The sequence below is a fragment of the Gordonia zhenghanii genome (assembly GCF_021738965.1).
GTDB lineage: Bacteria > Actinomycetota > Actinomycetes > Mycobacteriales > Mycobacteriaceae > Gordonia > Gordonia zhenghanii.
The window spans coordinates 125,406-137,723 of sequence record NZ_JAKKOQ010000008.1 but is presented as its reverse complement, the minus strand read 5'-3'; the positions used below and the strand labels follow the sequence as shown (position 1 = coordinate 137,723).

The window sequence follows — 12,318 nt, the reverse complement described above, 5'->3', positions numbered from 1 at the left end:
GACGCCTTGCGGGGTGCGGCGCGAGGTAGTCAATACCGTTAGGCACATCGCAAGTACTTGACATAACTATAACCCTTTGGTTCAGCTTTAGGGTTTGAGCTCGAAGTAGGAAGGCATCATGACGCCACCCCACAATTACCTGGCCGTCATCAAGGTCGTCGGCATCGGCGGCGGCGGTGTCAACGCCGTGAACCGGATGATCGAGCAGGGTCTCAAAGGTGTTGAGTTCATCGCGATCAACACCGACGCGCAGGCCTTGCTGATCTCCGACGCCGACGTCAAGCTCGACATCGGCCGTGACTCGACGCGCGGGCTGGGCGCAGGCGCCAACCCCGACGTGGGTCGCGTCGCTGCCGAGGACGCGCGCGACGAGATCGAGGAGCTCCTCAAGGGCGCCGACATGGTCTTCGTGACCGCGGGCGAGGGCGGCGGAACGGGCACCGGCGGTGCTCCAGTCGTCGCATCGATCGCCCGCAAGCTCGGCGCGTTGACCGTCGGCGTCGTCACCCGACCGTTCTCGTTCGAGGGCAAGCGTCGCGGCAACCAGGCCGACGCGGGCATCACCGCCCTCCGCGAATCCTGCGACACACTGATCGTCATCCCGAACGATCGACTACTTCAGCTCGGGGACTCGCAGCTGTCTCTGATGGACGCGTTCCGCAGTGCCGACGAGGTGCTCCTCAACGGTGTTCAGGGCATCACCGACCTCATCACGACACCGGGTCTCATCAACGTCGACTTCGCCGACGTCAAGGGCGTCATGAGCGACGCGGGCAGTGCGCTCATGGGCATCGGTGCGTCTCGCGGTGAAGGTCGCGCCAGCAAGGCCGCCCAGGCCGCGATCAACTCGCCGCTGCTCGAAGCCTCCATGGAAGGCGCACACGGCGTCCTGATCTCCATCGCGGGCGGCAGCGACCTCGGTCTGTTCGAGATCAACGACGCTGCATCGCAAGTACAGGAGGCTGCACACGAGGACGCCAACATCATCTTCGGCACCGTGATCGACGACAACCTCGGCGACGAGGTGCGCGTGACCGTCATCGCCGCAGGCTTCGACAGCGCCTCGCAGCGCAAGCGCTCCGATGTGCCCGCGGCCGCTGCACCGTCACGTGGCTCGGGTTCGGTCGCGAACGCGAGCGCAGGCGAGGCTCCGCAGTCGGCGCCCAAGGAGGACCCGCTGTTCGGCGGAGACCGGGAGCAGTCCGGGAATCCGTTCGGCGAGCAGGCTCCGCGCCGCAATTCACTCCGGTTCGACGATGACGACGTCGACGTGCCCGACTTCATGAAGTAGAAGGAACGATGAACGCATGACCTTCAAGGTCCGTCGTGCCGTGACCACGAGGGCCGGTGGCGTCTCGCGGTCGCCGTACGACTCGTTCAACCTCGGTGACCACGTCGGTGACGATCCGACGGCGGTCGCGGAGAACCGTGCTCGTCTGGGACGCAATCTCGGGGTGGGGCCCGATCGCGTCGTCTGGATGGAGCAGGTCCACTCGCGGACGGTCACGGTCGTCGACGGACCCGTCGACGAGCCGGTCCCGGTGACCGATGCGCTCGTCACCACGCAGACCGATCTCGTCTTGGCCGTTCTGACGGCCGACTGCGTGCCGGTGCTGCTCAGTGACGACGAAGCGGGCGTGATCGCTGCTGTGCACGCCGGTCGCGTCGGCGCGCGCATCGGCATCGTCCTAGCCGCTCTACGCGCCATGGTGGAGCTCGGGGCGAAGCCCGAGCGAATCGGGGCATTCCTCGGACCCGCCGCGAGCGGCGACCAGTACGAGGTGCCGCCCGAGATGCAGGCCGACGTCGAGAAGTATCTGCCCGGAAGTGCGACTCGCACCACGAAGGGGACCACCGGGTTGGACCTGCGTGCGGGGATCCGGCGACAACTCGTCGAAGCGGGAGTGGGCGCCGTCGCCGTCGACCCGCGGTGCACCATCGAAGACGACCGGTTGTTCAGTCACCGTCGCGGAGCGCCGACCGGTCGGCTCGCATCGGTGATCTGGATGGATACGAATGAGTGACGATCGCCGCGACGAACTTGCGTCGGCCCTGGCGACCGCCCGGGAGCGAGTCGCGGACGCCGAGCGCGCGGCGGGCCGGACAGAAGGCGACGTCACGCTCCTCGTGGTCACGAAGTTCTTTCCGGCGAGCGACGTCGAGCATCTGATCGACCTCGGCGTGCGGGAGTTCGGCGAGTCCCGTGAACCGGAGGCCGGCCGCAAGATCGCACAAGTGCGCGCGGACCGACCCGACGTCGTGTTCGACGCCGACATGATCGGACGTCTGCAGCGGAAGAAGGCGCGATCGATCAGCCGGTGGGCCAAGCGTGTGCACTCGGTCGACTCGCTCGATCTCGTCGAGGCGCTCGGCGGCGCGGCGCAGCGCAGCCTCGACGACGGTGAGCGGACGGATCCACTCGGAGTGCTGCTTCAGGTGAGCTTGGACGGCGATCCGGAGCGTGGGGGACTGGTCGAGGCCGACCTCCGCGGGGTCGCCGAGCGAGTCGCCGCGCATTCGGGCGCGTTGCGGCTGGACGGACTGATGGTGATCGCGCCGCTCGAGACCGATCCGGAGGAGGCGATGGCGCAGGCTGCGGGCATACGCGAGCGGTTCGTCGCCGACCATCCGGGCGCACGCGAACTGTCCGCAGGCATGTCTGGCGATCTGGAGCAAGCCATCGCGCACGGATCGACATGCGTGCGTGTCGGAACCGCAATCATGGGTGCGAGACCGCTACTCTCGCCTTAGTCACATTGGTCACAACAGAATCATCTGGATCAAGAGACACACCGACTCTCACTACCATCCCGCGCATCTGTAGAAAGGCTTCCGATGACGACGATGCAGAAGTTCAAGGCATATTTCGGCATGGTGCCTCCGAGCGAGTACGACGACGACTACTTCGACGAGCCCATCGACGGGCCCGCCCTGAGTGCGCGTGAGCGCACCTACATGGAGAAGTACCGCTCGAACGCGATGCGCGACGAACCGTTCTACGAGGACGGCTACCGCGACGAGCCCATGCGCGGTGAACCCATGCGCGGTGAACTCCGCGAGCCGGAGTATCGCGGCGAGTACCGCGATGCGGGCTACGCGGGCATCGAGTTCGAGGCGCCCGTTCGTGAGGACCGTTACGAGGGCGCCCGCGGTTTCGCTCCGCGTGCGAGCCGCCCGTACGGCGTGTCGCGCCATATGGCAGACGGACCGGCTCCGCGCCGACTCTCGGACGAGGTTCCGGGCCGTTCGCGTCTGGAACCGCTCGACCGCCAGTCGAACATGAGCGTGCGCGGCGCCAACGCCATCGCACCCGAGCCCCGTATGGAGGTCGATCCGATGGGAGACGCGGCAGGCAAGATCAGCACCCTGCGTCCGGCGGACTACTCCGAGGCTCGCACGATCGGCGAGCGGTACCGCGACGGCAACCCGGTCATCATGGACCTCGTCGACATGAGCAACGACGACGCGAAACGCCTCGTCGACTTCGCTGCAGGCTTGGCCTTCGCAGCTCGCGGATCGCTCGAGAAGGTCGCCACAAAAGTGTTCCTGCTCTCACCCGCGGGCATTGATGTGACGCCGGAGCAGCGTCGGCGGATCGCGGAGACGGGGTTCTCCAACCAGGTCTGAGACTGGATGTCGGTAGTGACGCACGCCGCGTCGACGCGCCTATGGGCGGGTCGACGCGGCGTTTTCGTCGGTAATCAGGCACCCTTGAGGGGTGACGTCCTTCCTGTGGATCCTCTACTTCGTCCTGTTCGTTTACACGCTGCTGCTACTCGGACGGCTTGTGCTCGAGACGGTGCAGTCGTTCGCCCGGCGTTGGCGGCCGAAGGGCGCGGCGGTCGTCCTCGTCGAGATCGTCTTCACTTCGACGGACCCGCCGGTCAAGTTCTTGCGGCGCGTCGTGCCGCCACTGAATCTCGGCGCTGTCCGACTCGACCTCTCGCTGCTGATCGTGCTGATCGTCGTGTCGATAGGAATGCAGATCACAGAGCACTTCGCGGCCGTGTCCGGTGGGTGACCGGCCGTGCCGCCGACTGACTGCGTGCAGTGCGGAGGGTGAGGGGCATCACCGCAGATCACGGGGTGTTCGATCGATCAGGTGTTTGCCTACTAACATCAAGTGGTGACGATTCGATCGAGTTTTGATTGCGAACTGATTGAGCAATTTGACGACACTTGGTCCTGATGTGACGAGATGACACGCTAGTGACGTAGTGGTACTGGTATTAATGGAATTGCGATGGAAACCGTCGCATAGACGTGTTCGCCCGGGCGGACGATCTCGTATCCACCCGGATACGAGCGAAAGGTAAGAGGGGACTCGGCAAATGCGGCTGACACCGGCTGATGTGCACAACGTGGCGTTCAGTAAACCGCCGATCGGTAAGCGGGGCTACAACGAGGACGAGGTCGATCAGTTTCTCGACTTCGCCGAGGCGGAGCTCGCTCGTCTGATCGACGAGAACAGCGATCTCAAGCAGCGCGTCAGCGAGTTGGAGACCGAACTCGCCGAAGCCCGCGCTGCTGGGCCCGCCCAGACACAGGGATTCGCTGCGCCGGCTCCCACTCCCGAGCCGACACCGGCTCCCGTTGCGGCGGCGGCTCAGACCCAGACTCAGGCTCCGGCCACCGACGACGAGGCGAGCAGCCGCGCTGCCCGCATCCTGGCCCTCGCGCAGGACACCGCCGACCGAGTCACCGGCTCGGCCCGCAGCGAGGCCGACGGACTGGTCACCGACGCTCGCCAGCGCAGCGAGGCGATGGTCTCCGACGCGCAGGGCAACGCCGACGCGACGCTCGCCGATGCTCGCCAGCGGAGTGAAGCACTCCTGGCCGATGCGCAGACTCGGGCCGAGACCCAGGTGCGCCAGGCTCAGGAGCGGGCTGACTTCCTGCAGCGCGACGCCGAGCAGAAGCACACCGAGATCATGACGACCATCAACCAGCAGCGTGGCGTGCTGGAAGGTCGGATCGAGCAGTTGAAGACCTTCGAGCGCGAGTACCGCACTCGACTGAAGACCTACCTCGAGTCGCAGTTGGAAGAGCTGCAGCAGCGCGGAAGCGCAGCGCCTGCGGAGTCCGGCCAAGGGCAGGGCTTCGACGGCGGCTACCAGCAGAGCTGACGTGAGGACCGCTACCGAGCAGACCGAACCGATGAGGTGCCTCCCATGCTGACAGCTGCCGTGGGCTTGACCCTCATCGGTTTCGTCTTGCTCGTCATCGCCCTGATGAACGCGAACTTCGCGCTCGCCGTCGCATGCATCGCCGTCTGCGTCGTGGGACTGCTCGTGCTGTTGTACGACACGATCCGTGCCAATCGACGCGGTCGAGCTGGCGTCGAGGACGAGCCGCTGTTCACCATTCGGGGCCGCGAATCCGCATCCCGGGCCGAGCCGCTGATCGACGACGACTCGGCGACCACGGCTGATCAGGCGAGCACTGCGGATCAGGCGCATGGGACTGATCAGGCGAGTGTGGACGAGTCGGCCGCGACTGGCGGACCACACTCAGCAGGCGCTCGGACCGCAGGCTTTCCTGCGACGGGCGGCGTCGACGAGGCTCGGCAGGCGCAAGCACCGACGTCCGACACCACGTGGAAGCCGGCCGCCGTGGGCGGCCTCGGCTCGGTCGTGTCGCCGGACGCGCACGGCAACGGTGTGGGCACCAGCTGGACCGGAGAGCCATCCACCGGCCCGACCCCGACTCAGACGGGGCCCCAGACAGGCCAGGTCGGCACCGGTGAGACCGGTGACGCCAACGACTACATCCGTTCGGTGACCGGTTCGTTCCCGGCACAGACCGGACAGCAGTCAGTGGCCGATCCCGAGCCGTACGCGCCGGGAACTCCTGCGCCGCAAGCGACTGCAACTCCGGCAGCGCAAGCGCCGGGGACGGGGACGTTCCCGGGATCGAACGCCGAGACGTCCGCTCCGGCGCCGTCGGGACCGCCGACCGACACCGGTTCCCTCGGGGCCGCCGACGGTTCGAGCGACCCCGAGTCGGCGGGGTACGTCGGTCGACGACGCCGCATCGAGCAGTCGGAGAACGTGGTGGTCAACACCTCTGATCCGACTCTGCCCGCCATGCAGTTCGTCTACCGCGACTCCGACGACGACGCTGCGTCCGAGTCGGGCTCCGGCACCGATTCGGACGGCAAGCCCGAAGGCGCGTGAACGAGCCGAGCGGGTAAGCTCTGCACTGTCCAGCGACGATCCGGCCATCACCGGGGAGCTTCCGGAAGAACGGGTACACGGAGTACCTCAGTAGAACCGGACGGGTCGGCCCGTCACAGCCTTCCGATGAGAGGCTGCACCACGCTCGATGTGGGGTGCAGCAAGCGGGGTGGTACCGCGCAGCCGTCAGGCGAGCGTCCCCGTGCCGATACATGCTGAGTGATCAGCTGGCACGAGGAGACCGCATGAGCGAGCAGACCCCCGATACCCCGCAGTCCCCGGACGCTCCGACATCGGTGTACCCGATCGTCGACCTGACCGGCGGATCCGGGCGTGGCGCGCCCTCGTTCCCAGACCTCGAGCGCAATGTGCTCGACTTCTGGGCCGCAGACGACACGTTCAAGGCGTCGATCGCCAACCGGGACGGTTCGGAGGAGTTCGTCTTCTACGACGGCCCGCCGTTCGCCAACGGACTCCCGCACTACGGACACCTTCTGACCGGCTACGTCAAAGACGTCGTCCCGCGCTATCAGACGATGCGCGGCAAGAAGGTCGACAGGCGTTTCGGTTGGGACACACACGGCCTGCCCGCCGAACTCGAAGCCGAGCGGCAGTTGGGGATCACCGACAAGTCGGAGATCGAGACGATGGGCGTCGAGAAGTTCAACGAGTACTGCCGCGACTCGGTGCTGCGGTACACGGGCGAGTGGCGCGACTACGTCACGCGTCAGGCCCGCTGGGTCGACTTCGACAACGACTACAAGACGCTCGACCTGGACTTCATGGAGTCGGTCATGTGGGCCTTCAAGCGGCTCCACGACAAAGGGTTGGTCTACCAGGGCTACCGCGTGCTTCCGTACTCCTGGTACGAGCAGACGCCGCTGAGCAACCAGGAGGCCAAGCTCGACGACGCCTACCGGATGCGACAGGATCCGGCCGTCACCGTCGCCATGCCGCTGACCGTGGCCGCGGACTCGCCGCTCGCCGCGCTCGACGGAGTCAACGCGCTCATCTGGACGACCACGCCGTGGACGCTGCCGTCCAACCTGGCTATCGCCGTCCATCCCGACGTCGAGTACTCGCATGTGAAGGCGGCGGATGGGACGCAGTACCTGCTGGCGTCGGCGTTGGTCGGTGCGCGTGGGAAGGAGATCGTCGAGCCGGAGACGGTCGCGACCTACCAGGGCCGCGAACTCGCGGACCTCACCTACACGCCGCCCTTCGACTTCTTCGTCGGACACCCGAACTCGCATCGCGTCCTGTTGGCCGACTACGTCACCACCGACAGCGGCACCGGCGTCGTCCACCTGGCCCCGGCCTTCGGTGAAGAGGACATGGACGTCGCGACGGCCAACGGCATCGAGGTGGTCCAGCCGCTCGATCCGGGTGGCCGCTTCACCTCTCTGGTCCCGCCGTACGAGGGACTCATGGTCTTCGACGCGAACCCGGTGATTATCAAGGACCTCAAGCAGTCCGGCCGGATCGTCCGGCACGAGACGATCGAGCACTCGTACCCGCACTCGTGGCGGTCCGGTAAGCCGCTCATCTACATGGCGGTGCCGTCGTGGTTCGTCGCCGTCCAGCCGATCAAGCATCGGATGCTGGAACTGAATCAGGAGATCACCTGGTCGCCGTCGCACATCCGCGACGGACAGTTCGGCAAGTGGCTCGAAGGCGCCAAGGACTGGAACATCAGCCGTAACCGGTTCTGGGGTGCCCCGATCCCGGTGTGGATCTCCGACGATCCCGACTACCCGCGTATCGACGTGTACGGCAGTCTGGATCAACTCGAAGCCGACTTCGGCGTCCGTCCGGACAACTTGCACCGCCCGTACATCGACGATCTGACGCGTCCGAATCCGGACGACCCGACCGGTGGCTCGACGATGCGGCGAGTCCCCGAAGTGCTCGACTGCTGGTTCGAGTCGGGGTCCATGCCGTACGCGCAGGTGCACTACCCGTTCGAGAACACCGAATGGTTCGACGGTGACGAGTCGGGTGCTGTGCTACCGCACAACCCGGGCGACTTCATCGTCGAGTACAACGGCCAGACGCGCGGCTGGTTCTACAACCTGCACGTGCTGGCGACCGCGTTGTTCGACCGCCCCGCGTTCAAGACGGTTGCCGCGCACGGCATCGTCCTGGGCGACGACGGCCAGAAGATGAGCAAGTCCAAGCGGAATTACCCGGACGTCAACGAAGTGTTCGATCGTGACGGTTCGGATGCGATGCGGTGGTTCCTGATGGCGTCGCCGATCCTGCGCGGCGGAAACCTCGTCGTCACCGAGCGCGGCATCCGCGAAGGTGTGCGACAGGCGCTGCTGCCGATGTGGAACGCGTACAGCTTCCTGCAGCTGTACGCGGACCGTCGCGCGACGTGGCGTACCGACTCGGAGAACGTGCTCGACCGGTACATCTTGGCGAAGCTCGCGTCGACTCGCGACGAGATGACGGAAGCGCTCGACGTGTACGACATCGCCGGAGCGTGCGAGAGCTTCCGCGAGTTCTGTGAGTCGTTGACCAACTGGTACGTGCGGCGCTCGCGTGCGCGGTTCTGGGCGGGACAGGACACCGACCCGGACGCGTTCGACACCCTGTACACAGTTCTCGAAGTGGCAGGCAGGCTGGCGTCCCCGCTGTTGCCGTTGGCCACCGAGGCGATGTGGCGCGGTCTGACGGGGGAGCGGTCGGTGCACTTGGCCGACTGGCCTGCCGAGGACGAAGTGCCCGCCGACCTCGACCTGGTCGCGGCGATGGACGAGATCCAGTCGGTGTGCTCGGTGGCCTCCAGCGTTCGCAAGGCGAACAAGCTGCGTGTGCGTCTGCCGCTGCCCGGGCTGACCGTGGCGTCGCCGACGGCTGAAGCGATGGCTCCGTACGCGGATCTGATCGCCGAGGAGATGAACGTCAAGACCGTCGACCTGTCGACGGACGTCGACGCGTTCGGTCGGGTCGAAGTCGCGGTGAACGCCCGTGCTGCGGGGCCGCGTATCGGCAAGGACGTACAGCGGGCGATCAAGGCCGTGAAGTCGGGGAGCTGGGAGTTCGGGACGAGCGAAGACACCGGCGAACAGGTGGTCCTCGCGGACGGTATCGAACTGCGCGGTGAGGAGTTCACCCGCAAGTTGGTCGCGGCGTCGCCCGATTCGACGGCCGAGATGCCGAGTGGCCGCGGACTCGTCGTGCTCGACACTCAGGTGACGCCCGAACTCGAAGCCGAGGGATGGGCGAAGGACCGGGTCCGCGAACTGCAGGACGCGCGTCGAAATCTGGGATTCGAAGTGTCCGACCGTATCTCGGTGCGACTCGTGGTGCCTGCGGAGTCGGTTGAGACGGCGAAGAGTCACGCCGATCTGATTGCGGGCGAGGTCCTCGCGACTACGTTCGACGTCGTCACCGGCGACGCGGCAGCCATTGAACTGGGTGACGGTGTCTCCGCGGACGTTGCCAAGCTGTAAGGCCTTCACTGGGGTCTGAGCCGTACCGCGCTCGGTCGCACGTCTCCTGCCCGGCTCACGCACCCCGTCGGGGTGTAGAGCCGGGTCAGGCGGCGTCAAGGATCGTGGCGAGCAGAGCCTCGACGGCCGAACCGCTGCCCCGCGGCGGGCCGTTCGGGAGGAACTCGGGCTCCTGCCCGACGTGGTGAATCGGGTTGACCTGCCACGTGCGGGTGGAGCCGGAGGGGCGCCAGGCGACCCGGCCCGCGTCGGGCCCGTCGGCGAGGATCGTGGTCGTCCACTTGCCCGCCCCGGAGCCCTCGGCCCGGTTGTGCTTGCCGCACGCTCCGCCGAGGTTGTCGATGTCCGTGCGTCCACCGTTCTCCCAACGGACCACGTGGTGCGCCTCGGTCCGGGAGAACGGTACGTCGCACTCCGGGCCCGAGCAGCCGCGGTCGCGGGCGAACATGGCCAGGCGCTGTGCCTTGCGGGCGAACCGCTTGCCGCGTCCGAGATAGAGGACTTCGGCGGTGTGGCCCTTGAAGACAGCGAGATGTGTCGTCGCGTGGGCGGCGACCTCGACGAGGTCCTTCACCGGAACGTGCACGCCAGTGGCGGTCAGCGCGACACCGGCTTCGGCAGCCAACTCCTGGTCGGTGACGGTCACGACCAGTTCGGCCGGAATCCGGTCCGGACGACCGAGCGCACCGTGACCGAGGACGAAGTCGGCCATCGCCGTGAGCGCATCGTGATTGCGTTGCGCGGTGGTGCGCGTGTCGCGCTCGCGCGCCGCCGTCAATACTTCCTCGTCGAGGCCGGCCTGGTCGGCTGCGCCGTGCGGCGACTCCGGGTCTTCGGGATTGTTCATCCCGGGCGCTGCCCACGCGGTCAGGATCACGTCGAGCTTGGCCCGCAGCGCCGGGGTCAGTGATCCCCGCACCTTGGACATCAGCCGCGCATCCTGCGGGGCGAGGGTGAAACCGCGCGTGCGCTTGCGGTCGGCGTCGTCCGTCAGTTCGCCGTCGGGGTCGAGATGGCCGAGGATTCGCGCGCCGACCTTCTTGACGCCCTCCGGGGACAGCGTCCGAGCCGCGTCGACGAGGTGCTCCTCGGCGGCGGTGACGGTCTCCGCGTCGACTGCGGAGGGAATCTTGTCCATCACCTCGGCGATGTCGCGGACGTGGGCGCGATTGATCGCGCCGTCGCGCAACGCCTGCGCAGCGGCCGGATTGCGGGCCGGGAGTCGGCCGCCGCCGATGGCGAGGAACTCGCCGGTCGCGAACATGAGCTTCGTGCGTGTGCTCGCCTCGGCGGCGCCCAAACGGAGCCCGGTGGCCATGTACTTCTGCACGGTCTGGAAACCGGCGCCGTGGAAGGCGAACTGGTCGTTCACCTCGATCATCAGACTGGTCGTCGCTGCCTCGACACGGGCACGCATCTGCTCGTTGGTCTCGGCGGCGGTGAGGATCTCCTCGCTCGACATCGAGGCGAACGACACCTCGGTGAGTTTCGCCGCGGCTTCGTTCATCAGCTCGATCAGCGCGGCCGGCGAGTCCGGGAGAGACTGGCCGTCGTACGTCGATCCACTCATCGGAATCACGTCCTCTGTGCCGGTCAGAACCGGTTTCGTTGGCTTCTGACATGACATTATCAACGGGGTACGACAATTCTCCGATCGGTGGAGTGTCCCGTAACCGCGGGCCTCGCGCGAGCGGGCCTTTGTAGTTGGTTGAGCGAGCGGAGCGAGTCGAAGTCCCTGGTTGTTCGGCGGTGGTCGGTCTGTGCGACGCCGGGGTTTCGACGCGCTTCGCTTGCTCAACCAACTACAGGAGCTACAGGTGCCGCTCGCTCAACCAACTTCAGGGGCGGCTTGCGAGTCTTTGTGGTTGATTGAGCGAGCGGAGCGAGTCGAAATCCCCGAGACTGAGCAGCGAGTCAGACGGGCGCTGCCGACCACGTCGGGTACTTCGCGGACAGTTCGTCGCCGCTCGACGTACCGCGCAGTCGCCGGCCGACCCACGGGCCGAGGAACTCGCGCGTCCAGCGGATGTTCTCGGCGGCGCCGGAGGGAATCGAGTCAGGGAGCGGCAACGGCTGCAGGTCGTGTGCGACTCCCAGTGCGTCGAGAACGGCGATCGCCATGCGCTGGTGCCCTTGCGACGACATGTGCAGGCGATCATTCGCCCAGAGACGGGTGTCGTCGTAGTCGCGGATGCGCCAGTAGTCGACGAGGACGAGATCGTGACGGTCGGCGATGTGCCGGACGATCTCGGCCATTATCGCGAACCGGCCGCGCAACGGCCCGAAGAACTTCGACGCTCCGGGATCGTGCGGAGTGAACACGACGACCGTCGCGCCGGTAGCGACGAGCCGTCCGATCGCCTCGTCGTAGGCCTCGCCGAGTGCGTTGAGATCGACGCCTGGCCGCAGCATGTCGTTTCCGCCCGCGTGGATGGTGACCAGGTCGGGGTTCAGGGCGACGGCGGTGTCGACTTGCTCGTCGATGATCGGCACGAGCTTGCGTCCGCGAATAGCGAGATTCGCGTAGCGGGTGCTCGGATCGACGGCGGTGAGCGCGCCTGCGACGCGATCGGCCCAGCCGCGGACACCGTTGGGCGAAGCGGGGTCGGGATCGCCGACCCCTTCTGTGAACGAGTCGCCGAGAGCGACGTATCGAGTGAAAGTCACCTGCACGAGATTACCGA

Annotated in this window: 10 protein-coding genes; 8 read left to right on the top strand and 2 right to left on the bottom strand. The window is 66.6% G+C overall.

Annotation, left to right across the window (positions count from 1 at the left end; translation table 11 throughout):
* Positions 1–118 precede the first annotated feature (118 nt).
* The 8 genes from ftsZ to ileS all read left to right on the top strand — a co-directional run bounded on the left by ftsZ (position 119) and on the right by ileS (position 9,634).
* The gene (gene ftsZ / locus L5G32_RS10880; RefSeq protein ID WP_237011058.1) at positions 119–1,291 is read left to right on the top strand and encodes a cell division protein FtsZ; all 1,173 of its coding nucleotides are present in this window, start codon (positions 119–121) and stop codon (positions 1,289–1,291) included.
* A 16-nt stretch (positions 1,292–1,307) separates the two neighbouring features.
* Entirely contained in the window at positions 1,308–2,024 is a 717-nt protein-coding gene (gene pgeF / locus L5G32_RS10875) for a peptidoglycan editing factor PgeF (RefSeq protein ID WP_237011057.1), read from the top strand.
* Positions 2,017–2,751, top strand: coding sequence for a YggS family pyridoxal phosphate-dependent enzyme (locus tag L5G32_RS10870; RefSeq protein ID WP_237011056.1), 735 nt, complete (start codon positions 2,017–2,019; stop codon positions 2,749–2,751). The genes pgeF and L5G32_RS10870 overlap by 8 nt, the downstream gene beginning before the upstream one ends.
* Before the next feature lie 84 nt (positions 2,752–2,835).
* Positions 2,836–3,627: a cell division protein SepF gene (locus L5G32_RS10865; protein WP_237011055.1), complete on the top strand. Its 792-nt coding sequence runs from the start codon at positions 2,836–2,838 to the stop codon at positions 3,625–3,627.
* A 91-nt stretch (positions 3,628–3,718) separates the two neighbouring features.
* The gene (locus tag L5G32_RS10860; RefSeq protein WP_237011054.1) at positions 3,719–4,021 is read left to right on the top strand and encodes a YggT family protein; all 303 of its coding nucleotides are present in this window, start codon (positions 3,719–3,721) and stop codon (positions 4,019–4,021) included.
* Between the two features lie 310 nt (positions 4,022–4,331).
* Positions 4,332–5,126, top strand: coding sequence for a DivIVA-like cell division protein Wag31 (gene wag31 / locus L5G32_RS10855; RefSeq protein WP_237011053.1), 795 nt, complete (start codon positions 4,332–4,334; stop codon positions 5,124–5,126).
* Between the two features lie 45 nt (positions 5,127–5,171).
* Entirely contained in the window at positions 5,172–6,176 is a 1,005-nt protein-coding gene (locus L5G32_RS10850; RefSeq protein WP_237011052.1) for a hypothetical protein, read from the top strand.
* A 245-nt stretch (positions 6,177–6,421) separates the two neighbouring features.
* Positions 6,422–9,634: an isoleucine--tRNA ligase gene (ileS, locus tag L5G32_RS10845; protein WP_237011051.1), complete on the top strand. Its 3,213-nt coding sequence runs from the start codon at positions 6,422–6,424 to the stop codon at positions 9,632–9,634.
* Between the two features lie 85 nt (positions 9,635–9,719).
* Here the strand turns inward: ileS and L5G32_RS10840 are convergent, their stop codons facing one another.
* Positions 9,720–11,204 (bottom strand): HNH endonuclease signature motif containing protein, encoded by a 1,485-nt coding sequence (locus L5G32_RS10840; RefSeq protein WP_237011050.1) that lies wholly within the window; start codon positions 11,202–11,204, stop codon positions 9,720–9,722.
* Positions 11,205–11,548: 344 nt separating this feature from the next.
* Positions 11,549–12,301, bottom strand: a complete 753-nt coding sequence (locus tag L5G32_RS10835) for an SGNH/GDSL hydrolase family protein (RefSeq protein WP_237011049.1) — start codon at positions 12,299–12,301, stop codon at positions 11,549–11,551.
* Positions 12,302–12,318 lie beyond the last annotated feature (17 nt).